General features: G+C 63.9%; 23 protein-coding genes. 11 read left to right on the top strand and 12 right to left on the bottom strand.

Annotated elements, in window-relative coordinates; translation table 11 throughout:
- Positions 1-79: 79 nt before the first annotated feature.
- Positions 80-547, bottom strand: a complete 468-nt coding sequence (locus E2L06_RS04955) for a DUF5793 family protein (RefSeq protein ID WP_138779168.1) — start codon at positions 545-547, stop codon at positions 80-82.
- A gap of 155 nt (positions 548-702) precedes the next feature.
- Between E2L06_RS04955 and E2L06_RS04950 the strand changes: the two genes are divergently transcribed.
- From E2L06_RS04950 to E2L06_RS04930, 5 genes are all read left to right on the top strand, one after another.
- Positions 703-2,388: a type II/IV secretion system ATPase subunit gene (locus E2L06_RS04950; protein WP_138779166.1), complete on the top strand. Its 1,686-nt coding sequence runs from the start codon at positions 703-705 to the stop codon at positions 2,386-2,388.
- A 353-nt stretch (positions 2,389-2,741) separates the two neighbouring features.
- Positions 2,742-3,212 carry a 30S ribosomal protein S15 gene (locus tag E2L06_RS04945; RefSeq protein ID WP_138782504.1) on the top strand — a complete coding sequence of 157 codons (471 nt, stop codon included), beginning with the start codon at positions 2,742-2,744 and terminating at the stop codon, positions 3,210-3,212.
- Positions 3,213-3,218: 6 nt separating this feature from the next.
- A complete protein-coding gene (locus E2L06_RS04940) occupies positions 3,219-4,460 on the top strand; it encodes an exonuclease (protein WP_138779164.1) in 1,242 nt (413 codons plus the stop codon).
- Positions 4,457-4,762, top strand: a complete 306-nt coding sequence (locus E2L06_RS04935; RefSeq protein WP_138779162.1) for a KEOPS complex subunit Pcc1 — start codon at positions 4,457-4,459, stop codon at positions 4,760-4,762. Before E2L06_RS04940 ends, E2L06_RS04935 begins: the two co-directional genes overlap by 4 nt.
- On the top strand, positions 4,759-5,400 hold the full coding sequence (locus E2L06_RS04930) for a 30S ribosomal protein S3ae (RefSeq protein ID WP_138779160.1): 642 nt from the start codon (positions 4,759-4,761) through the stop codon (positions 5,398-5,400). The genes E2L06_RS04935 and E2L06_RS04930 overlap by 4 nt, the downstream gene beginning before the upstream one ends.
- Positions 5,401-5,515: 115 nt before the next feature.
- Here E2L06_RS04930 and E2L06_RS04925 read toward each other — a convergent pair whose 3' ends face one another.
- Positions 5,516-5,953 carry a plastocyanin/azurin family copper-binding protein gene (locus tag E2L06_RS04925; RefSeq protein ID WP_138779158.1) on the bottom strand — a complete coding sequence of 146 codons (438 nt, stop codon included), beginning with the start codon at positions 5,951-5,953 and terminating at the stop codon, positions 5,516-5,518.
- Between the two features lie 106 nt (positions 5,954-6,059).
- On the opposite strand from E2L06_RS04925, the gene E2L06_RS04920 reads away from it, so the two are divergent.
- The 3 genes from E2L06_RS04920 to E2L06_RS04910 all read left to right on the top strand — a co-directional run bounded on the left by E2L06_RS04920 (position 6,060) and on the right by E2L06_RS04910 (position 10,079).
- The gene (locus E2L06_RS04920) at positions 6,060-6,791 is read left to right on the top strand and encodes a protein sorting system archaetidylserine synthase (RefSeq protein ID WP_138779156.1); all 732 of its coding nucleotides are present in this window, start codon (positions 6,060-6,062) and stop codon (positions 6,789-6,791) included.
- A 66-nt stretch (positions 6,792-6,857) separates the two neighbouring features.
- Positions 6,858-8,201, top strand: coding sequence for a HEAT repeat domain-containing protein (locus tag E2L06_RS04915; protein ID WP_138779154.1), 1,344 nt, complete (start codon positions 6,858-6,860; stop codon positions 8,199-8,201).
- A gap of 99 nt (positions 8,202-8,300) precedes the next feature.
- The gene (locus E2L06_RS04910) at positions 8,301-10,079 is read left to right on the top strand and encodes a phosphatidylserine/phosphatidylglycerophosphate/cardiolipin synthase family protein (protein ID WP_138779153.1); all 1,779 of its coding nucleotides are present in this window, start codon (positions 8,301-8,303) and stop codon (positions 10,077-10,079) included.
- 27 nt (positions 10,080-10,106) lie between these two features.
- On the opposite strand, the gene E2L06_RS04905 is transcribed toward E2L06_RS04910, so the two are convergent.
- The 8 genes from E2L06_RS04905 to E2L06_RS21740 all read right to left on the bottom strand — a co-directional run bounded on the left by E2L06_RS04905 (position 10,107) and on the right by E2L06_RS21740 (position 18,133).
- On the bottom strand, positions 10,107-10,535 hold the full coding sequence (locus E2L06_RS04905) for a metal-dependent transcriptional regulator (protein ID WP_138779151.1): 429 nt from the start codon (positions 10,533-10,535) through the stop codon (positions 10,107-10,109).
- The gene (locus tag E2L06_RS22730) at positions 10,532-10,666 is read right to left on the bottom strand and encodes a hypothetical protein (protein WP_283241347.1); all 135 of its coding nucleotides are present in this window, start codon (positions 10,664-10,666) and stop codon (positions 10,532-10,534) included. Before E2L06_RS22730 ends, E2L06_RS04905 begins: the two co-directional genes overlap by 4 nt.
- Positions 10,663-11,157 (bottom strand): ferritin-like domain-containing protein, encoded by a 495-nt coding sequence (locus tag E2L06_RS04900; protein WP_138779149.1) that lies wholly within the window; start codon positions 11,155-11,157, stop codon positions 10,663-10,665. Before E2L06_RS04900 ends, E2L06_RS22730 begins: the two co-directional genes overlap by 4 nt.
- 145 nt (positions 11,158-11,302) lie before the next feature.
- Positions 11,303-12,523: a Fe-S cluster assembly protein SufD gene (gene sufD / locus E2L06_RS04895; protein WP_138779147.1), complete on the bottom strand. Its 1,221-nt coding sequence runs from the start codon at positions 12,521-12,523 to the stop codon at positions 11,303-11,305.
- Position 12,524: 1 nt separating this feature from the next.
- On the bottom strand, positions 12,525-13,955 hold the full coding sequence (sufB, locus tag E2L06_RS04890; protein WP_138779145.1) for a Fe-S cluster assembly protein SufB: 1,431 nt from the start codon (positions 13,953-13,955) through the stop codon (positions 12,525-12,527).
- 61 nt (positions 13,956-14,016) lie between these two features.
- Positions 14,017-14,922 (bottom strand): ABC transporter ATP-binding protein, encoded by a 906-nt coding sequence (locus E2L06_RS04885; RefSeq protein WP_138779143.1) that lies wholly within the window; start codon positions 14,920-14,922, stop codon positions 14,017-14,019.
- 303 nt (positions 14,923-15,225) lie between these two features.
- Positions 15,226-17,955: a DNA-directed DNA polymerase gene (locus E2L06_RS04880; RefSeq protein WP_138779141.1), complete on the bottom strand. Its 2,730-nt coding sequence runs from the start codon at positions 17,953-17,955 to the stop codon at positions 15,226-15,228.
- Between the two features lie 40 nt (positions 17,956-17,995).
- Entirely contained in the window at positions 17,996-18,133 is a 138-nt protein-coding gene (locus E2L06_RS21740; RefSeq protein WP_171052314.1) for a hypothetical protein, read from the bottom strand.
- A 91-nt stretch (positions 18,134-18,224) separates the two neighbouring features.
- Between E2L06_RS21740 and E2L06_RS21735 the strand changes: the two genes are divergently transcribed.
- From E2L06_RS21735 to E2L06_RS04870, 3 genes are all read left to right on the top strand, one after another.
- The gene (locus tag E2L06_RS21735) at positions 18,225-18,401 is read left to right on the top strand and encodes a hypothetical protein (RefSeq protein WP_171052313.1); all 177 of its coding nucleotides are present in this window, start codon (positions 18,225-18,227) and stop codon (positions 18,399-18,401) included.
- A gap of 125 nt (positions 18,402-18,526) precedes the next feature.
- A complete protein-coding gene (locus E2L06_RS04875; RefSeq protein ID WP_138779138.1) occupies positions 18,527-18,979 on the top strand; it encodes a hypothetical protein in 453 nt (150 codons plus the stop codon).
- A gap of 23 nt (positions 18,980-19,002) precedes the next feature.
- On the top strand, positions 19,003-19,461 hold the full coding sequence (locus tag E2L06_RS04870; RefSeq protein WP_138779136.1) for a hypothetical protein: 459 nt from the start codon (positions 19,003-19,005) through the stop codon (positions 19,459-19,461).
- Between the two features lie 30 nt (positions 19,462-19,491).
- On the opposite strand, the gene rad50 is transcribed toward E2L06_RS04870, so the two are convergent.
- Both rad50 and mre11 read right to left on the bottom strand, forming a co-directional pair.
- Complete coding sequence (gene rad50 / locus E2L06_RS04865) at positions 19,492-22,176, bottom strand: DNA double-strand break repair ATPase Rad50 (protein WP_138779134.1); 2,685 nt, start codon at positions 22,174-22,176, stop codon at positions 19,492-19,494.
- Positions 22,173-23,510 carry a DNA double-strand break repair protein Mre11 gene (gene mre11, locus E2L06_RS04860; protein WP_138779132.1) on the bottom strand — a complete coding sequence of 446 codons (1,338 nt, stop codon included), beginning with the start codon at positions 23,508-23,510 and terminating at the stop codon, positions 22,173-22,175. Before mre11 ends, rad50 begins: the two co-directional genes overlap by 4 nt.
- Positions 23,511-23,573 lie beyond the last annotated feature (63 nt).

Genomic DNA, 23,573 nt, shown 5'->3' with positions numbered 1-23,573 from the left:
CACTTATATTTGCCGGTTCGCTTCCAGACGGCGGAAATAACGTATTACGCGGGAGAACAGCGGGCGAACCCGCTGGCGATCAGAGTTCGACGCCGCTCGGGATCAGGCTGTGTTGGCGAAGCAGACTGCCCTCGTCGTCGTAGACCAGAAACGTTCGCTTGTCGTAGCTGACGAATGGCTCGCCATCGAGCGTGATCTCGACACGATACTGGCCCTCGTCGCCGGCTGTCTCACCGTAGCGCCGTGCAGCGCGGATGAACTGCAAGACGTCGCCGGCGTCTTCGTTGAGTTCGAGGATGAACTCGCCGGTGATGCGGTTGGTCACGCTCACTACCCCCGCAGTGTCGTCCTCGAGCGGTCCCTGCAGCCGGAGGGCTGCGTCCGTTTCGCGTGCCTCGAGAACGTCGCCGTCGGGACCAGTCAGGCGCTCGCGAAGCATCGGTTCCGGGCCGGTGAAGTCGATCGATACCGAGGGCTTTTTGGGCTCGCCGTCGGCTTCGGCCCAGTCGATATTGGTGACATCTAACGTGAAGTGCTCGCGCCTCATTCCGTGCGTGTTCCTTCGGTCTCGCGCAGTATGAACGTAACGCACGGAGACCATCTCGAGTGACACCAGCGACCGGGGGTTCCGGATAGACTGTCCGCGGTCGGCCGTCTCATTTATGAGCGTCGCGTCCGGACGTGTCACGAGTTCAGCTATCGATGGATCGCCCTACATCCGACGACTCGAGCAACACATCGAACGGCCTCGAGAGCGGTGTCAGTGCCGGCTCACTGACTAACTCGGACGAGGATGCCGACGAGCGCCGCGAGTCGACGATCGATGCCGCTCGCCGCACGGTGCGACGACTCGTCGAAACGCTCCGGGGATCGACGGTCGACGTCGGCGACTACGAACCGGCAGTCCACGGCCCGCTGGTCACGCTCGACGATCCCGACGGGCTCGAGGAGGTCGACCGTTACTGGGTCGACGCACCGTTTTCGTTCGTCTCGATCGGTTACGACCACGAGGCAGACGAACACCGGTACCGGACCGTCGAGCCGTCGCTTCGCGAGGACGAGACGGTCCTGCTCGAGACGCTGCTCGAGGACGTTCGCGATCCGCTGTTATACCGGGAAGACGACAACGAGCGTCACGACGCCGAGGCGGTGTTACGGGAGACGATCCGCGAGTATCTCGAGCGCTACGGGACCGACATCGAGACGGCGACGTTCTACCGACTGTTTTACCACATCTACCGCGAGTTTCGAGGCTACGGGCCGCTCGAGCCGATCATGCACGATCCCCACGTCGAAGACATCTCGTGTGACGGCTACGACCTGCCGCTGTTCGTCTATCACGACGAGTACACCGACATCGAGACGGACGTCAGCTTCGGGCGATCGACGCTCGATCAGTTCGTCATCAAACTGGCCCAGCACTCGGGACAACACATCTCCATCGGGGATCCGGTCGTCAACACGACCCTTCCCGACGGCTCCCGGGCCGAGCTCGCGCTGGGCGAGGAAGTGACCCCGCGGGGCTCTGCGTTTACCATCCGGAAGTACGCAGACGACCCCTTCACGCCGATCGACTTGCTCGAGTACGGCACCTTCAGCGTCGAGCAACTGGCGTATCTCTGGCTCGCGATCGAGCACAACAAGAGCCTGCTGTTCGTGGGCGGCACCGCATCGGGAAAGACGACGAGCATGAACGCCATCTCGATGTTCATCCCCCCGCGGTCGAAGGTGTTGACGATCGAAGACACGCGCGAACTCCAGCTCTCACACGACAACTGGCTCTCCGCAATCACGCGCGAACGCGTTCACGAGGGCCGGGACGTGACGATGTACGATCTGTTGCGCTCTGCACTCCGCCACCGGCCCGAATACATCCTCGTCGGCGAGGTCCGCGGCGAGGAGGCGATGACGCTCTTTCAGGCGATGAACACCGGTCACACGACGTACTCGACGATGCACGCCGACTCGGTCCAGACGGCGATCAACCGCCTCGAGAACGACCCGATCAACGTCCCGCGGGCGATGGTCCAGAGTCTCGACGTGCTCTCGGTGCAGACACAGACCCGCGTCGACGGCCAGCGCGTTCGCCGGAACAAGGTCATCGCCGAAATCGAGGGCGTCGACCAGCGAACCGGCGAACTCGACTACTCGATGGCCTACACGTGGGAGGGACAGACCGACCAGTTCCGAGACGAGGGGAGCAAACTCCTCTCGGAGATCCGTGACGAGCGCGGCTGGAGCCAGCAGGAGCTGCTGGCCGAACTCAGAAACCGAAAGCGATTCCTCGAGTACCTGCAGACGACCGGCGGCAGCGACTACCGACGGTTCAGCCCTACGCGACGCTGTTCTATCACGCGACGCTCGTCCAGGGGCTGCTCTCGGGACTGATCGCCGGTCAGTTGAGTACCGGCGACCTCAGAGCGGGCGCGAAACACGCCGCCGTCATGCTCGCGCTCGCTTTGCTGGTCTTCGCGGTCGTGCTCTAGGTGACCCACCGCCGCGATCACACCGTGGCTGGCCACGTCGGCGTCGTGTAGAAACCCTTTAGTCCTCGACGCCAGTAGCGAGAGTGGGAAACGCACGGCCGCAAATCCGACTGTGTCACCCCCTTTTCCGGGTGGCTTGGGATTGCGGAAGTGCACGGCGAGAGCCGGCTGCTGTCGGCGGCCACGACGCCGCTCGAGGCGCGTGCACGCTCGACAGCGAACACGAGCGGTCAGTGCGATTCCTATCCTCAAACAATGGCACGAATGCACACCCGCCGTCGCGGCTCGTCCGGTTCGGACAAGCCGTCGGCAGACGAACCGCCGGAGTGGAGCGACGTCGACCCAGAAGACATCGAATCTCGGGTCGTCGAACTGGCAGAGCAGGGCTACGATCCCAGCCAGATCGGGATGAAGCTGCGTGACGAAGGCGTCACCGGCACGCCCGTTCCGGACGTCAAGCTGGCGACCGGGAAGAAAGTCACCGAGATCCTCGAGGAAAACGACGCCACGTCTGACATCCCTGAGGACCTCCGAAACCTGATGGAGCGTGCCGTGCGCCTGCGCGAGCACGTCCAGGAGAACCAGCAGGACCACCAGAACAAGCGCGCCCTGCAGAACACCGAAGCGAAGGTCCGTCGTCTGGTCGACTACTACCGCGGCGACGAACTCGAGCCCGACTTCACGTACTCCTACGAGGTCGCAGTCGAACTCCTCGAGAACGAATAACACCGCATGTCCACCGAGGGTCGATCCGCCGAGCCGGCGTCCGCCACGAACGCGCTCGAGAGCGCCGGCTTCGTTCGGCTGATCGCCCGCGCCGACGGCGACGCACTCGCCGCAAGCGGGCTCGTCGCGAGCGCGCTCGCGGACAGCGAGACGCCGTTTCAGGTGACCGTCGAACGCACGGTCGGGGCGCGATCCGAACGGGCTCATACATCGACGGGCGAAGACGACGTGACCGTCGTCGTCGGCACCGTTGACGCGGCCGCCGACACCGATAGCGTCATCCCGCTCGCGGCGTCTGATCGGCCAGCGACGCTCGAGGCAGTCGATCTCGTCCGTGAACTCGGTGCGACGCCGGACCCGGTCGTCGCACTCGCCGGCATCGTCGCAAGCGGCGGCGAACCCGGCGCGGGCGAAAGCGAATGGATCGAAACAGCCGCACGCGAGCAGGGGCTGCTCGAGCGCCGGCCCGGCGTAGCGATCCCGACCGCCGACCCGGTCGATGGGCTCGCCCACTCGACTCGAGTACACGCACCGTGGTCGGGCGACCAAGACGCGACCCGCGAGGCGCTCGCAGACGTCGTCGACGGTGGTCCCGCCGATATCGACGCGGATGACCACCGGACGATCGGCTCGCTGGTCGCACTCGACGTCGTCGGTGCCGACGGGGCAGCCGACGCCGCCGCGACGACGATCGGTCGGGCGTTGCGGCCGTACGCGACGCCCGAGAGCCCATTCGAGACGCTCGGCGGCTTCGCCGACGTGCTCGAGGCCACAGCCAGTACGGAACCCGGAACCGGCGTCGCGCTCGCGATGGGTCACGACGTCCGCGAGCGGGCGCTGGCAGTCTGGCGCGAGTACGGACGCCGCGCACACGCAGCGCTCGAAGCGGCCTCGACCGGTCGCTACGACGGGCTGTTCGTCGTCGGCATCGATGACGGCCCTGTCGAAGCAGTCGCACGGCTCGCGGTGGCCTACCGGTCACCGGAGCCAGCCGTCCTCGCCGTCACCGAGGGACGAGGTCCCTCGAGCAATCGGACAGAATCCGATGACGGCGACAGTGAAGCGGCCATTGCGACCCGCGAGGCCGACCACCTCGGCGCGACCGTCGAGGCAGTCGCCCGCGAACTCGCGGAGCAAGCACCCGAGGCCGACGTCGAATACGACGGCGGCCATCGGCGTGGCTCCCTGCGATTCGACCCCGACGTGGACGACGCGACGATCATCGCGGCAGTGAGGGACCTGCTATGAGCCGACACGCGACGATTCGGACGGACCACGACGACGCGACACTCGTCGCACGGGCGCTTCGCCCGGACAACACCGACGAGATGGAAACAACCGTCGACCGCGACGGTGAGACCGCAACGGTCGTCACGCACATCGAACGCGAGACGACCAGCGGCCTGCAGTCGACGGTCGACGACTACGTCGTCAACCTCGAGGTCGCGATCGACGTCGTTTCACAGGCACGAACCGAACAGCACGCAGAACCGACGGACACGGGACCTGTGTCCGACCGCGATAGCGACTCAACACACGATACACAATGAGTGAACGATCAGTTTCACGTGCGAAACAGGAGAAGCGGTGGTACACCGTCCTGGCACCCGAGCAGTTCGACCGCCAGGAACTCGGCGAAACCCCCGCTGACGAACCGGAGAAAGTCTACGGACGAACGATCGAAACGACGCTCGGCGACCTCAACAACAACGCCAGCGAGAACAACACGAAGCTGACCTTCAAGATCACCGACGTCGGCAGCGACTCGGCGTACACGGAGTTCAAGGAACACTCCCTGACCCGTGACTACCTGCGCTCGCTGGTCCGTCGCGGTGCCTCCAAGATCGAGGCCTACGTCACCGTCCTCACGACGGACGACTACCGCGTCCAGATCCAGCCCGTCGCCTTCACGACGAAAAAGGCCGACGCAAGCCAGGAAAAAGCCATCCGCGAGCAGATGGTCCAGATGATCGAAGACGCCGCCGAAGAGCGCTCCTTCGAGGAGCTCATCGACAGCGTCGTCGAAGGTCGTCTCTCCTCTGCCATCTACGGCGAGGCCAAGACGATCTACCCGCTGCGCCGCGTCGAGATCCAGAAGACCACCCTCGAGGCCCACCCCGAGGAAGTCGCCGAAGAAGAAGCGACCGCCGTCGACGTCGACGAAGACGACGTCGCTGCAGACGACTGAGACGGTCGCTATTCGATTGCTGACACTTTTTGCGCTATCTCTCGAGCCGGGAGCTGACGGCTCGAGCGTAACGGACCGTGAGAGCGTCGATACGAACTGGCTTGGCTCGCAGTCGTCACTCGGAAACGACGATCTTCCCGTTCATCTCCGCGCGTTCGTGTGGGATACAGAAGTACTCGTAGGTACCCGGAACCTCGAAGGTGTGTTCGAACGTCTCGCGCGTGCCGAGACGACCGCCGCGTTGGCCCTGCCAGGCGTGGCGTGCCGATTCCTGATCCTCGAAGCCACCGGTGGCGAAAAAGTCAGCGCCGTCCGGGATCCCGTTGTCGTAGGCGGTGATGGTGTGGTCGGCTTCGCTCGTATTTTTCCAGACGACGGTGTCGCCGACGGAGATTTCGTACACGTCGGGGAGGAACTGCGTGCGGTTCATGCCGATGTGACAGTCCTCGCCGGAACAAGGGTCGCCCGCGACGCCGCTGACCGCTGACGAACACCCTGCCAGACTAGCCGATACGGCGGTCCCGAGAGCAGCGAGGTAGACACGCCGGTGCATATGCCTTTGTTAGGACAGTTGCCGTATAACCGCCCCGGTTCAGTTCTCGAAAAGGGACCCGTGGAAACGAAAACACGTAAGGCCCCTCCCCGCCGAATCGGGCCATATGCTCCCCCGGTTCGTCGGCCGACTGGGCGTCGCCGACGCGGTGACGATCGCCAACGCCGCGCTGGGGTTCGTCGCAGTCGTCGTCGCGGCCGTCGACATCGAACTGGCCGCCCGGTTGATCCTCCTTGCGGCGATCGCGGACGGCCTCGACGGCATCCTCGCACGCCGCTACGGCGGCACCGACGCTGGCCCGTATCTCGACTCGCTCGCCGACGTCGCCTCCTTTGCCGTCGCCCCTGCCGTCCTCTCCTTTACTGTCATCTCAGATGGCTTCGAGATCGCGTTCGACGCGATCACTGCCCAGCTCCTGGTCGTGACCGGCGTCTGTGCGCTGTTCGTCGCGATGGCCGTCACCCGTCTCGGGATGTACACCGCCTACGACGTCGCTGGCAGCCACACCGAAGGCGTCCAGACGACGCTGGCCGCGACGATCCTCGGCGCAGCGATCCTCACCGGCGAAACCCAGCCCGAGCTCGTCCTGGCTATCACCGCCGCGTTCTGTTATCTGATGGTTTCACGGATCCAGTATCCCGATCTGCTGGCTCGAGACGCCGGCATCATGGGGGTCGTCCACGCGCTCGCGATCCTCGTGCCGACGTTCGCCGGAAAGACGTTTCCATACGCGCTCCTCACACTCGGGCTGGCATACATGACGCTCAGCCCCTGGTTCTACTGGGGCGAAACGGAGCGATCGTCGGAGACGGATGTCGACGTGCATGGAAACGCTTAGGACCGTGCTGACACGACCGTACGGTATGCACACTGTCACGCGTCGGCGTCGTCCCCGGGTGGTACGATGAGCGAGGACGAGGCAAACGGTGACGACGCGGCCGCCGAAGCCGAACCGGACGAGGAAGAATCGGTCGATCTCGAGGCCATCGACGAGCGACTCACGACGCTTGCCGACGATCTCGAGGACCTCGATGCAGACCTCGAGGCGGCCGAGACCGAAGCCGACCTCGACGTCGTCGAGGCTGACCTCGACTCGTTCCGCGAGGACCTCGAAGACGTCGAGATTCCGGAACCGCCCGAGACCGACGAGGACGAGGGCGAAGACGAGGAACCTGCCCCCGAAGAAGAGCTCCAAGAGAAGTACGACGAGATCGAGAGTGATCTCTCGGGTCTCGAGTCCGACCTCGAGGACCAGCGCGGTCCCTACGGCGAAGACGTCGTGGGTGAGATCAACAGTGCCAGCGGTACGATCACGAGCACCCGCTGGACCGAGGAAGGCAACGCCGAACTGATCGAGGCGATCGAGGACTTCCTCGACGAATTCAACGGCCTGCTCGACAGTTCGGTCACGCTGGTCGACGAGGGCGACGACGTGTCGGCCCAACTCGACGCGACCCTCGACGACGCCGTCGACGCCGTCGAGGCTGCGGCCCTCGATGCCGACGACGACGCGGAGACGATCGCCGGCCTGCTCGAGGCGACCGACGACCTTCAGAGCGATATCGACGACGCAACCGAGTGGGCAGACCTCGAGGTCCGCGAACAGCTCCGTCGAGAGGGCTACTACGACGTGCTTGAACACGTCAAAGACTACCCGCCGGAGTGGCACGCGCTCAAAATCCACGAGAAACGCGGTAACGTCGACATGATCCTCCTTGCACTGGACACTTTCGACTCCGATTTCATGGAGGAACACTGCATGGAGGCCTTAGAACGGATGGGACCCGAGGAGGCCATCGACCCGATGCTCCAGAAGGCAAACCGTCGCGACCAGGCCGCCATGGCCGTCCTCGGCAAAATCGGCGTCGACGACGAGGAAGTCGTCGACACGCTGCTCGATTACGTCGACTCCAACCCGAACCTCCAGCAGCCCGCGTTCCGCGCCCTCGGCGAAATCGGCACCGAAGACGCCCTCGAGCCGATCGCCCAGCAACTCGTCGCCGACGAGGCCGACGTTCGTAGCTGGGCTGCCCGTGCGCTCGGCCTGATCGGCGACACCCGCGCCATCGAACCGCTCGCGGACGTCCTCGAGACCGACGAGGCCGACCGCGTCCGGGCCAGCGCCGCATGGGCGCTCCGCCAGATCGGCACCCAGGACGCTCTCGAGGTCGTCGCCGACTACGACGACGACCGCGCCTACTTGGTGCAGGCCGAAGCCGAGCGCGTCGACCTCGAGCCTGCCGCCTGACACCGAGAGACACCCGCTTTTTCCAGCCCGCGATCGACGGCAGCGCTTGGGAGCCTCCGCTTCGAGAGTTTAAATACGGAGCCGCGCCCAAACCGGGCGATGACCTCTCGGCAAGCCACCCTCGTCGCCGTGCTCGGCTGTTGGCTGATCGCCAGCGCGACGATACTGGCCGGGTTCGCGTTCGTCACCGGAACGGTGGTGAGCGACCAACATGCCGCTCGCGCACCGTCGGGCGTGGACAGCGACAGCGCGGCCGCCTGCGCCTGTCCCGTTCGAGCGTCCACAGGCGGACCAACCACTGCGCCACCGCCGAGCCCACGAATCGTCGGGCTCTTCCCGAACCCGGCAGCCGCCGACGACGTCGGCGAGTTCGTCGTCCTCGAGACGCCGCCCGACACCCGGCTCGCGAACCTGACGCTTACGGACGGCCACACGACGGCATCGCTCCCGAACGAAACGGTTTCCGGGCGCGTCGCCCTGAGCACGGCGCCGAACGTCACCGAGACGCTGACCGACGCCCCCGTCTTCGCACTCGAGGGAGCCCTCCAGCTCGCCAACGGCGGCGATCGCCTCCGCCTTCGGAACGCGACGGCGACGATCGATACGGTGTCGTACGACCGCGCGCCGACGGCCGAGCGGTGGTATCGAACGGCGACCTCGGATACCCGCGCCACCGACGGCCAGTGGTGGCCACGAGACGCGACCTGTCTCCCCGTCTCGAGCGCCGCGGTCGACGAGGCGACGGCGTTCGTCCTTCCCGATGGCCCAGCCGTCCCACGGGAGACGATCCGAGCCGCCGACGAGCGACTGTTCCTCGCCGGCTACACCGTCACCTCCGAGGAAGTCGCCGCCGACCTCGTCGACGCGGCCGACCGCGGTGTCGAGGTCGAGGTCCTCCTCGAGGCCAGTCCCGTCGGTGGAACGCCGGCCCCGACCGCAGACGTCATCGAGACGCTCGAGACCGGCGGCGTCGAGGTGCGGGCTATCGGCGGTGAGGGCGCGCGCTACCGCTATCACCACCCCAAATACGCCGTCGTCGACGACCACGTACTGGTGACGACGGAAAACTGGAAACCTGCGGGCGTCGGTGGCGAAAGCAGCCGCGGCTGGGGGGTCCGCCTCGAGGACGAAGCCCTCGCGACCGATCTTGCGGGCGTCTTCCGGGCCGATTTCGAGGGCTGGGATACGACTGACGGCGCGGCCTATCGGGCGAACGCCTCGTTCGTCGACGACGAGAACCCGACCGTCGCCTCAGCTGACGCCGAGTTCCCGACGACGCACGAGCCCGAAACGGTGCCCGTCGAATCCGCCGAACTACTGGTCGCACCGGACAACGCCGAGCCTCGACTCCAGAAACTGATCGACGGGGCCGACGACGAACTCCTCGTCGTCCAACCGAGCATCGCCACCGATGTCTCGCTGCTCGAGTCGACGCTCGCGGCGGCTCGCCGTGGCGTCGACGTTCGCATCCTGCTGGGCTCGACGTGGTACAACGCCGACGAAAACGAACGGCTCGCCGCCGACCTCGAGCGCCTCGCTGCCAGTGATGACCTCCCGCTTGAGGTAAAACTCGTCGCGGACACCGATCGTTTCGAGAAGATCCACGCGAAGGGCATCGTGATCGACCGAGAGGTGGCGATCGTCGGCAGTGCCAACTGGAACGAAAACTCGCTCGAGAACAATCGCGAGGTGCTCGTCGCACTCTATGGCGAGGAGGTCGCGACCTACTACGCCGACGTGTTCGAGGCCGACTGGTCGGGCGACGCGTGGCGGTTCCCGATCGGTCTCGGCGCTACTGTCGTCGCCGCCCTTGTCGCTGCGGCGATCGTCGGCCGACGGTACGTGCGCTTCGGAGGGTCACCGTCCGACTGCAGCTAAAAACGAGGGGGATTCGGGCCGGCCGGATCACTCCGCACGGCCGCCGACTTCGAGCAGCTCACAGTGATCTGCCTCGGGATCGAAACAGTCGGGACACTGCTCGGGCCGGTCGATGATCGTATCCAGCCGCTCTGCGACGGTGTCGTCGATGACGCTCTCTAGGGCGCGGGCTTCGTCGCGAAACTCCTCGACCTCGAGAACGTTCGCGAGGAAGCGCTCGATGATGCAGTAGGTCTGAAGGGCGTTGTGGGCTCGCTCGAGGCCCTCGTCGGTCAGGCTCGCACCCTTGTACTTCTCGTGTTCGACGAGTTCGCGGTCCTGAAGCTTCCCGATCATCTCGTTGACGCTGGCGGGGCTGACGTCGAGCAGGTCCGCGAGCGTGCCGGTCGATGCGGGGCCGTCTTCGATTCGTTGAGCCAGATAGATCGCTTTGAGATATTGATCTGCAGTGTTCATGCCATCCCTCCGTCAGTGACGGTGGCTGCCACGGCCGTGATACGCCGGTGTAACCGCACCCGGGTTCCGATACAGGCGTCGGACGGCGTGGGTTCGGTGGAGTCCGCCGCGGGTTCCAGTCGCTTGCTCATGCTCTGTGCTCCATAATTTCGGTTACTTCCTCGACGCCCTCCTTTTCCTCCTCGCGGATCTCCGAAAGCGTCTCGAGCACCCGATCGCGATCGACTGCGAACTCGGTATCGGAGGCTTCGATCGCTGTTATCAGGTCGTCGTAAAACTTGTAAGCCGTCTCCTCGTTGGCCAACTGATCGTAGAGGACGCCGTCCGTGTCCTCTGGCGGCCCGTACTGGGCGTCGACCAGTGCATTGATCTCGTCGTATTCGACCGTTTCAGCCTCGAGATCGTCGATCAGCGCCTCGAGTCGCTCGCGATGGGCGGCCGACTCCGCAGCCGCTTCGGCGAGCAACTTCTCCACCTCCTCGTCGAAGTCCGCCCGCTCCTCCGGGGGAAGCGAGTCGATGTGGTGGGCGGCGCGTGACTCGACGACTTCCTCCAGCACGACCCCGATCTGTAGCAGTCGGGTCAACTGGTGGTCGCTCGAGACACGCTGTCCCAGACTCATGTCTCGACAAGCGGGCCGCTGTTACTTAGTCGTCTCGGAGCACGGGCGGCCATATCGCGAAAAACGCCAGTGAACCGACAGCGATCAGTCTCGCTGACGGAGCCACCGTGGGATCAGAGATCCCACGAGCCGTTCACTCGCTCGCTTACGCTCGCTCGCGAAGACGAGTGCCAATCAGTTCCTCGAGGTCCTCTCGGAGTTCGTCGACGTCGATCTCCTCGAGAACGGGCACGAAGAAGCCCTCGACGAGCATGTTGCGGGCAGCGCGTGGATCGACACCGCGGGAGGTCATGTAGAACAGGTCCTCCTGGTCGATCTGGCCGACCGTCGCGGAGTGGCTGGCCTCGGTGTCGTGGTTGTTGATGATCAGTTTCGGGGAGGCGTCGGCCTCGGACTCGTCGGAGAGCATCAGCGTGTTCTCGCGCTGGTAGGAGCTGGTGTCCCAGGCATCCTGTCCGACGTCCTGGACGCCCTCGTAGACCGAGCGGGCGACGTCGTCGGTGACGCCGCGGGTCACGAGGTCTGCGGTCGTGTGCTCGGCGCGGTGCCAGACCTTCGCGTCGAGGTCGAAGTGCTGGTCGTTGTGGCCGTAGAAGGCACCGACGATCTGCGTCTCCGAGGAGTCACCGCTGAGCGTCGTCGAGACCTCCGTCTTGGTCAGCTGCGTCCCGAGGTTGCCCTCGATCCAGTCGATCGTGGCGTAGGTGTCGGCGACGCCGCGTTTGACGGTGAAGTTGTAGGCTTCCTCCGAGAGGTTCTGGAGGCTGCCGTACTGGACGTAACTGTTCTCGCCGGCAGCGACCTCGACGACGCCGCTGTAGTACTGTTCGTCAGCCTCCTGGCCGGTGGATTGGCGCTCTAAGATCGTGACCGAGGACGACTCCTCGGTGACGACGAGCGTGTAGTTGAACAGCGAGCGGGAGTTCTGCTCGGTGCGGACGGTGACGTCCTCGGCATCGACGCCCTCAGGAACGTAGATGACCGTCCCGGTGCTGAAGAGGGCGGTCGACAGCGCCGTCAGATAGTTCTCCTGAGGGTCGACAATGGAGCCGAAGTGCTCTTTCAGGAGGTCCTCGTGGTCCTGGACTGCCTCGGCCCACGGGAGGACTTCGGCGTCCTCGGGACCGACCTGATCCTTGTCCTCGGCCGCGTTCAGCGGATCCACGAGCGACTCGAAGTCGAGTTCGTGGAGGTTCGTCCAGTCCCGGCCCGGCGTTCGGATGACATCGGGCATCTCGAGCTCGTCGAGGGCCTCGAGGGCCTCGAGACGGGTCTCCAAGAGCCACTCGGGCTCGTCTAAGTCCCCGCTGATTTCGCGTACCTGTTCCTCCGTGAGATTGGCGTGTACCTGTGTTCCTGCGCTCATATTATCCGAGGCTCCCCTCCATCTCGAGTTCGATGAGGCGGTTAAGTTCGACCGCGTACTCGATCGGCAGTTCCTCCGTGATCGGCTCGATGAAGCCGGCGACGATCATCTTCTTGGCGTCGTCGTCGTCCAGTCCACGCGACTGGAGGTAGAAGATGTCCTCGTCGCCGATCTTGCCGACGGTCGCCTCGTGGGCGACGTCGACTTTCGATTCCTCGATCTCCATGTACGGCATGGTGTCGCTGGTCGACTCGTTGTCGAACATCAGCGCGTCACACTCGACGGCGGTGCTCGAGTTCTCGGCACCGTCGGCGATGTGGACGAGACCGCGGTAGTTGGTGCGGCCGCCGTCTTTGGAGATCGACTTGGACTCGATGGTCGAACTCGTGTCGGGCGCGTTGTGGTAGACCTTCGCGCCAGTGTCGATGTCCTGACCCTCGCCGGCGAAGGCGATGGTGATGTGGGTGTCGGTCGCGCCGCGACCCTTGAGGATCGAACACGGGTAGAGCATGGTCGCTTTCGAGCCCATGCTGCCCGAGATCCACTCCATCGTCCCGTTTTCTTCGACGATGGCGCGCTTGGTGTTGAGGTTGAAGGTGTTCTTCGACCAGTTTTGCACGGTCGAGTACTGGACGTGAGCGTCCTCACCGACGAAGACCTCGACGCCGCCGGAGTGGAGGTTGTGCGTGCCGTACTTGGGTGCGGAACAGCCCTCGATGTAGTGGACCTCGGAGCCTTCCTCGGCGATGATGAGCGTGTGCTCGAACTGGCCCATCCCTTCGGAATTCATGCGGAAGTACGCCTGGACGGGCATCTCGACGGTGACGCCCTCGGGGACGTAGACGAACGAGCCGCCGGACCAGACGGCGCCGTGCAGCGCAGCGAACTTGTTGTCGCTCGGCGGCACACAGGAGGTCATGAAGTGCTCTTTGACGAGCTCGGGGTGTTCCTGGACCGCGCGGTCCATGTTCATGAAGATGACACCCTTCTCCTCCCACTGTTCTTGCATGTTCTGGTAGACGACCTCCGATTCGTACTGAGCACCGACGCCCGAGAGGGCGTTCTTCTCGGCTTCCGGAATGCCCAGCTTGTCGAAGGTGTCTTTGATCTCGTCGGGTAGCTCCGTCCAGTCGTCGACGCCTTCGCGCTTGTCGACGTCCGGGCGGATGTAGGGGACGATCTCTTCGACGTCGAGTTCGGAGAGATCGGGCATGCCGGGCCAGCCGGACGGCATCGGCATGTTCTGGTACTGCTTGAGCGCGCGCAGGCGGCGCTCGAGCATCCAGTCGGGCTCATCCTTGTCCTCGGAGATCATACGGATGACCTCCTCGGTCAGGCCCTTGTCGGATTTGACCGCGGCGTTCTGTTCTTTCTTGAACTCGAACCGGGCCTCGGTATCTGTCTCTTGTAGGTGGTCTTGATCGGAACTCATTGGTTGATCGTTATTGTGGTTACGGCTGTAGGGGTATTACGCTTGTTCTAGCTGAATCCGGTTACGCGGTGCCGTAGACGTCCTCTCGGACCCAGTCGTACCCCTTGTCCTCGAGCTTCTCGGCGAGTTCGGGTCCGCCGCTTTTGGCGATCTGGCCGTCGAGCATCACGTGGACGTGATCGGGCTCGACGTAGTCGAGGATTCGCTGGTAGTGGGTGATCTGGAGGACGCCGGTGCCCTGCTCGTCGCGCAGTGCGTTGATGCCGGCGGAAACGTCCTGTAGCCGGTCGATGTCGAGCCCGGAGTCGATCTCGTCGAGTACGGCGACCGATGGCTCGAGAATGGCGGCCTGCAGGACCTCGTTCTGTTTTTTCTCCCCGCCGGAGAAGCCGGCGTTGAGATAGCGCTGGGCGAACTTCTCGTCCATGTCCAGTTGGGCCATCTTCTCCTGGAGGATCTCCTGGAACTCGGCGACGCCGACTTCGCCCTCGTCGGCGGGGCCTTCCATCGGCGAGGTCTCGAAGCCCTCGTCCTCTTCTTCGTCGTCGCCCTCCTCGTCCTCGAAGAGCTCCTCGCGCTCTTCGATCTTGGCGTTGAGCGCCGTCCGGAGGAAGTTCGTCATCGTGACGCCCTCGATCTCGGCAGGATACTGGAAGCCGAGGAAGATACCGAGCGCGGCGCGCTCGTTGGGCTCGAGGTCGAGCAGGTCCCAGGTACGCTGGTCCTCGTCGATCTCGATGTCCGCGCCGAACTCCTCGTCCTCGAGGTGCAACAGGACTTCACCGTCGGTGACCTCGTAGGCCGGGTGGCCGGCGATGACCTTCGCGGTCGTCGATTTCCCGGACCCGTTCGGCCCCATCAGGGCGTGGATCTCGCCGGACTCGACTTCGAGATCGACGCCCTCGAGAATTTTCTCGTCGCCCTCCGCTACTTCCGCGTGCAGGTTGCGTAGTTCGAGACGTGCCATAGTATTCTGTCGTCTAAAGGGTGGGTCGTCTGACCCATAACGTTTTCGTATCCAATTGGATACAATCTCGTATTAGCAAAATAAGTTCCTTATTCGAAAATCACTGTTTCGATAGTCCGTGAACTCCCGGTATATGAACCGATCATCATGGGGCGAGTAGCAGGTCCACAGGAGATGAATACCAGCCAGTTCTGGGAGCCCGAATCGATACCGGCGATCGTTTACCATCTCCGAATGGGGATTTCTCTTTGCAGTGATCGCGGGCCCGCCTCCACGCTCACCAGTATGGGATAACTGGCCGTCTCACATGAACGAATCCAGCCCTTTCTGTTCCTGGCCGCTTTTGACTTCCTCCCAAGAGACGTCCAGCGCTTCGAGAATGCGCTCGATCGGGCCCTGGAGCGTCTTCTCGAGCATCGTATCGTAGTCGACTTCGAACTCCTCGGGGATCTGGTCGTCGTACTCGAAGCAGATCACGTCCGGATCGCGCTTGAACGCGCCGTAGAGGGGATCGGTGCGAGCGTCGAACCCCTTCTCGTCCTCAAGGCGCTCGAAAAAGGAGGGATCGACGCGCTTGAGGTAGAGTCGCTTGGGTTTGCTCCCGCGCTGGAAGTTCGTGTCCAACAGAAGGTTGGCGTACTTCGCGCCCCGAACCTGTGCCGTGTCGGTGTCGTAGTTGTCGAGTCGCTTCCCGATCCCGCCAGGGATTGCGATCTCCTCCAGCGAGACCTCACCCTCAAGGACGTCCTCGATGACGCCGTTGACGTACTCCTTTGCGCCCTCGATGTCGCCCTCGCGGACGATCATCTCGATGACGCGATGTTGGACTTCCTTGGTGATCGGGGCGATATCGGAGCGCTGGTACTCGAAGCCGACGATGTCGATATCATTGACGTCTTTACCCTCTTTCCAGGTGATGTGGCCCGCGTAGCGTTTCTTCTTGCCCGCCTGGAAGAATCGTCGGTAGAGCTTTTCGAACTCGATCTGGAACCGATGTTCCTCGGCGTTCAGATCCTCACGCGCGAAGTCGTCGTAGCGGCCGTTGATGTACTCCTCGATCTCGAAGGATTGCTCGAGCGCGTCTTCTTTGGGAACGTCGGGACCTAACTCGAGCATGACCGAGTCGGTGTCCCCATACGTAACTTGATAGTCCAGTTCGTTTGCCGCTTCGTCCGTAAACTCGATGACATCGCGGCCAGTCGCAGTAATTGCGGCTGCTGCCTCTTTGTCATAGAGGCGGAATTTATCCCATCCCGACACACCGTACAACGAGTTCATGATAACCTTGACAGCTCCTTGCTGCCGGTCGTACTGCTCGTACTCGGGCGACCCGGGTTCGTGTTCGTTCCGGAGCGCCTTCTTTTCCTCGCGCTCGTCGAGCAGTTCCGTGATCATTTCACGGTTCACGCCGTCCGGTTCCTTCCGGAAGTGTGTGCCCGTGGGCGCGACATAGGTCTCGCCGTCGTACTCGTCGGGGTCGACTTTCGTCTCCGGCGAGGCGTTGATTGTCGTCATACACATCGGATACAGCGACTTGAGGTCGAGCACGGTGACGTTCTCCTTGACGCCCGTGATCGGCTCGAACACCGCGCCGCCCTCGTACTCATCGCCAGCCTCCTGTTGTCCCTTCGAGGGCAACGCGAAACGACCGTGGGCCTCGTGGAGGACGTACATGTCGACCGCGTCACCAGGGGTCGGAGCGTCCTCGAGTTTACAGCCGACGAACGAGCGCACCTCGTCCCAGAAGGGAATGATCTCCTGCTGGCGGTCGAGTTCCACACAGAGTTCCACGTCCCGGAGGTTGTACTCGAGCAGTCGGGTCGGGTCGTCCTCCCAGAGGTCCCCGATGTCGCCGGCGTAGCGCTCTTTGCCGACGCCGAGTTCGACTTCGCCGACTGCGTCGAGCCGGTAGGAGTCGAGTTCGGAGAAGACCATCCGCTGGTAGCCATAGAGCAGGTCGAAGACGATCCGCCCCTTGATGTCGGGGCCGCCCCAGTTGCTGCGCCAGACCTCGTCGACCCGTGAGAGGCGGTCGATCGAGAGGTCGTACTCATGGTGCGGGCCGGCGAGTTCCTCGAGACGGTCGAGGAAATAGGGCGCGTCGAAGTCCTCGAAGTTCCACCCGGTCAGGATGTCGGGATCGGTTGCGTCGATATACTCGATGAAGGCCTCGAGCATCGCTTCTTCTTCCGCGAAGCTCCGGACCTCGTGATCGATCGCGCCCTCGATCGGCTCGTAGTCGTCTATTTCGCCGGGAATCGGCCCGTCGCCGATGGGTGCCTCGTAGAGCCACATGACGTACTCGTCGCGATAGGAGTCGTGGCTGGTGAGACAAACGATCGGTTCTTCACCGTCCTCGGGAAAGCCCGAGCGGTCGTCGACCTCGATGTCGAAGGTGTTGATGCGCGGGTCGGCGTCGACATCTGCAGCCTCGACCTCGTCGTGGGGGACGACCAGCGAGTCGTCGTCAGCGCGCTGTTCAGGCACCCGGATCCCGCTGCGAACGTCCTTGTCGATTAGAAACCGGTTGGGAAAGAGAATGTCGGCCTCGTAGTGGTCGAAGTCGTCACGTACTTGCCCGACGTCCCGTGGCGTCTGGCCGAAAATCTTGGTGAGTTCCTCGCCGCGGATACTTTCGTAGGGCTCGCCGTCGTGATCGTACTCCCGACTCCCCGTCAGCCGGTCGTACTGTTCTTCCGGTGGCCGCTCGAGCGTGTCCGTCGGTGCGTAGAAATACGGCTTGAAGCCGACCACCTGAACGTGCTCTAACTCGCCGTCGGGCGTGCGCCCGAAGACGTGCATGATCGGTCGTTCCTCGTCACCGTAGCCGGCGATGGTGTAATCGACCTGCATCACCGCGAGTTCGAGATCACCCTCAGGTTCGGGGAGAGTCTCCTCGAGGACGTCGATCACCTCCGTGGCGTCTGTCCCGCCGTTGCCGGCGACGGCCACAGCCTCTTCTGCCGGCCGGTCGTCACTGTTGTCGGACTCGCCGCCGAAATCCGTGAGTCCGGTCTGGCCCGCCTCAGTCATGGTACTGGGGTTGGCAGGCGGCGGCTAAAAACCCCCAGATTCACCGCTCGCCGAGACCGTCTTTGATACGGTCTGCTGTCACGATGTTCCGGGCACCCGCAGGACGGGTCGCGGGTGCGCCGGAAATGACTGACAGCAGTCCGTATGACACCGGACTCGAGACTTCCGACTCCGTCACAGCCGACGAGATGCACAACTACACACAAGCCTTGCAGAAGCAAGAAGACATTTAACGTGGTAACACATAGCATATAATCGGATACTGGAATATGTCTTCCCATCTAAACGACGACGCGGCAGATCGGAGCGAGCCGAGTAGCATTCCTGACGGGACCGCGACGATCGAATCCTACGAGACCGACGACGGCGTCGTCTTCTACGACGCGGAGAACCCCCTCGCGTGGGTAGAAACCTCCCGGACGCTCACGCTCGAGGATCTGGCCTGAGGCCGGCTGCGGTACCGGCTTCCAGCGCAACTGCGACCGGCATGCGCCGGGACGCAATTGCGACCGATTCGCCGAAACAGATCGCGAAGCGAACGCTTTTCCGCCCGCTTATCATCGACTTCGATGTGGTATTCGACCGGACCGAGAACGAGCCCGAGGAGTGGGACCCCGAGGAGGAGCTCTACGATCCCGACAGCGACGGGCTGACGATCCCGCAGGTGACGACCGAGGACGATCCGGACGAAGCGACAAGTGGGATCGACGTGCCGAGCGTTTCCACGGACGAGACGGACGTTCCAAGCGACGTCCTGCAGGCGTTCTGGGCGCTGGTGTTGGTCATCAACGCCGCCCTTTTCGTCGTCTCGCTCGGCGCCTTACTGCTAGTGTTCGAAGGCGACGTAACCCGCGGCGGTACCTTGGTCGGATCCGGAATCGTCCTGTTCGGGCTTGCTGGGCGACGCTACCGTACGTTTCGCGCCGACAGCGACGACGAGCCAGCAGACAGCAATCCCGGTGACGAGGATCGGTCCGCAGACGATGCAACCGAAACGACTTCGGGAGATGGTACCCAAGCATAGTCACCGACCCGATCCGATCGCAAATGAATACCGTAGAGGACGACACCGGCAAACGATACCTGCTTCTCAAACACTCCGACAGCGCGAGTCTCGTTCGTGATCCCGAAACCGGCAACGAGTGCTACGTCCAGAACGACCGCTTAGAGCCCGTCGACGGAGAATCTCCTCTCGAGACGGCAGCCCGCAGCGTCGGCGATCCAGTGGTAACGTTACTCACAGCCGTTCACGACGAGGAAGCGCTCGGGCTGTTGATCGAACTCGCCGACCGCGGACCGCTCGGGGTCCGTACGCTGCTCGATGCCTACGAGTTCTGTGAGAGCGATCTGCATGGCCGACTGACAGTCCTTGCGGCTGCCGGACTACTCGAGGAGACCGAGATCGCCGGCGAACGCGGCTATCAGGTTACGGACACCTGTGAGATCGCCCTCGAGTCGATTCGGCCGACGGTTGCATCGACGGGCGAGACCGACGACGCCAACTGACGCGAGGAGCCGACCGAGACCCGAGCGCCGTCAGTCCGACGCGAGTAGTTCCGCCTCCGGCGGCTCGCCGCACTCGAGTCGCGAGCGGTTCGACGTCGCGTCCTTCTCGACGCGGACAAGCGAATCGGCCGCCCCGACGAGTTCCTCGTCGTGGCTGACGACGACGATCTGCTCGACGCCGAGGTCGCGCATCGACTCGACCAGCGAGACGAGTTGCGTGACGTGGCCCGAATCGAGGAACACCGTCGGCTCGTCGAGAATGAGCGGCGGCATCGGCGCGGTTCCCTCGACCCCTTCGGCCAGCAGCCGGTAGATCGCACACCGCAGGCTGAGATTGAACAGTGCCCGCTCACCACCCGAGAGCTGTTCGGGCTCCAGGGCTTCACCGTCTTTCTGGTAGACCGTCAGCCGGTACTCGCCATCGAGGTCGATCGCCGCATAGGAGTCGTTCTGATAGACCAGATCGAACGTCTCGTTGAGCAGCCGTTCCAAGGTCTCGACGTTGCGCTGGCGCAGCTCGGCCCGCAACTCGCCGTAGGTCGTCTGGAGCGTCTCGGCTTCTCCGTACAGCGACTCGAGGTGCGCACATTGTGCGTCGACGCGCTCGAAGCGCTGACGGAGCCGCTTGAGGTCGGCGAGTTTCTCTTCGACGCCGCCAATCGCCCCCTGGACCTCGTCGCGTTCGGACTCGAGGTCGTCGAGTTTCTCCTCGACCTGCTCGATGTACTGCTCGGCGTTTCGCTTGTCCTCGCGGGCGGTTTCGACCCGCTCGTCGTCGAATTCGGACTCGAGATCGCGCTTACGCTCGCGTTTTGCTGAGAGGGTCTCGCGGCGCTCGTCGTTCATCTCCTCCCAGTCCGCGATGCGCTCGCGAAGCGTGTCGATCTCGCGTTCGAGAGTAGCCCGTTCGTCGGCGATCTCGGCGATCCGCTCGAGGCTCTGCAGCGTCGCTTTGAGCTCCCCGCGCTCGGAGTTGATCTCGCCGAGGGCGGCCCGTGCGTCGGCCACGTCGTCCTCGCGTTCGTCGGCAGCGGACCGCTTCGCGTCGGCCTCGGCCTCGTACTCGTCGGCGTCCGCTCGCAGCTGCTCGCGTTGCTCGCGTCGGTCCGCGATGGTCTCGCGTTTCTCGGCGAGTAACTGTTCGATGTTCTCGCGGTTGTCCTCGAGTCGGTCGACTTTCCGTTCGGCCTCGCACAACGTCTCTGCGCGGTCGATTCGGGCGTCTAGCTCGTCGCGTTCAGCCTCGAGTTCTTCACGTTCGGCCGTCAAGTCATCACGCTCTTCCCGACGTTCGTCCAGCACGTCAACGTGTGGCGAGTGCTCGACAGGCTGGCCACACTCCGGGCATTTGCCCTCCTCGAGCAGCCGTTCACCCTCCTCGATCGCGTTCTCTGCAGTCCGGATGTCCGCCGTGATGTCGGTGATCGCTGCAGTGATCTCCTCGCGATCGGCTTCGAGGGACTCGAGATGTGATTCGGCCGCGCCGAAGTCGACGGACGCATCTTCGAACAGCGCCCGTGCATCTGCGATCTCCGCCTCAAGCACCTCGAGTTTCGCTTCGCGCTCGACGATTGCCTCCTCGTCGGCGTCGATCCGATCCGTGAGCGCGTCGGCTTCTTCTCGCGCGGTCTCGGCCTGCGCCTCGCGGTCGTCGGCTTCCTCGCGCAGTCGCTCGATCTCGTTTGTCCCCTCCGTGATCGTCACCCGGACGTCCTCGAGATCGTCGCGGAGCTCCTCGTCGCGGGCCTCGAGTTCCTCGATTCGGGTCTGAATGGCTGTATCGTCGGGATCGGCCGTCTCGAGGGCGACCTCCGCGAGCAGTGCTGTGCGCTCGTCGGCGAGTTCCTCGCGTCGCGTCCTGCGCTCGCTGATCTCGTCGCTCGCGTCCTCGCGCTCCCGTTCGGTGGCCTCGATTTTCGATCGGAGGTCGTCGATTTCGTCCTCGAGCGTCTCGATTTCCGCGCGGGTTTCCTCGTGACGGTCGAGGACGTCTTCGGCTGTCTCGAGGGTCTTCTGGGCCTGCTCGCGCTGCGTTTCGTAGTGATCGATCTTGTCGCTGATTTCGGCGCGGCGGGACTCGAGTTCGTTGAGTTGGTCGTGGAGGTCCTGTGCTTCCTTTTCCTCGATCTGTTCCTGTAGGTCCTCGAGCACCTCGCGTTGTCCATTGAGGACCGTTTTGACGCCGAGTCGCGCATCGCTGGCGCGTTCGCGGTAGTCCTCGAGTGCCCCCAATTGGAGGAGGTCGTCGATCATGTCCTGGCGGTCGCTCGGCGAGGCATGGATGAGCTTGTTGACCTCCCCCTGGCGGACGTACGCGCAGTTGACGAACGCCTCGGCGTCCATTCGCAGAAGCTCGGTCACCTCGCGGCGGACGTCGCGGGCCCCCTCGATCGTCTCGGTCGGCGTCTCGAGGACGCATTTCGCGGTCGTCGCACGGTCACCGCGCAGTTTGAGGCGGCGCTCGACGTGGTACTCGCGGCCGTCGTGGGTAAACCACAGTTCGACCTCGCTTTCGTCTTCGCCGGTCGTGATGACGTCGTCTAACGTGCGATCATCGAGGGCTTTCGAGCCGTAGAGTGCGAAGAAGACGGCCTCGAGCAGGGTCGATTTCCCACTGCCGTTGACGCCGTGGACGACGGTGACGCCGCGCTCGAGGGAGAGGTCGGCGTCGCCGTAGCACTTGAAGTTTAGCAGGCGGACGCGGTCGACCCTCATGCGAAATCACCCAGGGAGGCGGTGTCAGCGTCAGCAGGATCTTCGGTTTCACCGGTCTCATCGGTCGTTTGCTCGGCTGGGTCGGCTGCCACCTCGGTGCGGTCGCCCGCATCGGCAGCGCTGGTGGCTGCCGAATCGACTGGGGAGTCGGATTCGTCGGCAAGGTGGTCGGCGACCGTCGTCACGTCCTCGTCGCCCGGCTCGCGGTCCGGCGCGGGCTCGAAGGCTGCTCGGTCCTCATCGAGCAACTCGCGAACCCGTCGCTCGACGGTCTCGCGGACGTTCGAGTCGGCGAGGTCGCCGTTCCGGACGGTCTCGTCGATCTCGAGGGCGGCATTGCTGAGCCCCAGTTCGCGGACGCGCTCGCGGACGGCGTCGTCCGGATTGGCGAAGCTGACCGACACCTCGTCGTCTTCGTCGGGGAGGTCGCGGCGGTCGTTGACACGAGCGACGAGCGCCCCGCGGTCGATCGCGAGTTCTTCGATCGCCGCGGGCGTGATCGGGCAGCCCTCGCCCTCGATCGTGACGATGACGACGGCATCGTCGAGGTCGTGTTGACGGACCCGCTCCTGGACGCGATCGATCCCCTCGCCATCCTCGAGGTCGACGTCGACGAAGACGAACGCGCGAGTATCGGTGAGCCCGCGGCGGCTGATCGCGACCGACTCGTCGAAGTCGACGATGTTGTAGCCACGATCTTCGCGTTCGCTGGCGCTTGCCCGTTCGGTCGAGCCACAGTAGGTGACCCACGTGTCACGCACCTCCGCAGTGTCGGGTTTGTGGTTATCCCCAAGCAGGACGGCGTCGAAGTCGACCGTCGACTGCTCGAGGACGGTCTCGGTGTCCCAGTCTGCGTGGGCGAAGGGTTCGAAGAGGCCGTGGCTCACCAGCGTGGCATGGTCGGCCCTCTCGGGGACTGGATCGAACGCGTACTCGAGGTCGTCCCGGCGCGAGCGGGGAACGAAGTCAAGACCGTAGAAGGCAGCGTCGCCGACGACGACCGGGTCGGCACCGAGTCGGGTTGCCAGCCCGAGATCCGCAAAGAGATCGAGCCACTGGGCGTCGCGTTTCGACTCGTGGTTGCCGACGACGGCGAGAAAGGGAATGTCGGCGTCGGACAGCGTCCGGAGCACGTCGATCGTTCCCTGGAGGTCGACCAGACTCGGCCGGCGGTCGTGAAAGAGGTCGCCGGCATGGACCACCGCGTCGACGTCGTCGGCGACGGCGTCCTCGACGACCGAGCGAAACGCCTCGAGGAAGTCCTGTCGTCGCTCGGGCGAGTTGTACTGCTGGTACCCGATATGGGTATCGCCCGTATGAATAACCCGCGTCATTGGCCAGTGGTTGGCGAGCCTGCACTAAAGGGATTCCGTGAGTGGAGTGAAAGTAAAGCTGGA

The sequence above is a fragment of the Haloterrigena sp. H1 genome, from assembly GCF_005938085.1.
Lineage (GTDB): Archaea > Halobacteriota > Halobacteria > Halobacteriales > Natrialbaceae > Natrinema.
This window is presented reverse-complemented; position numbering and strand designations above follow the sequence as displayed.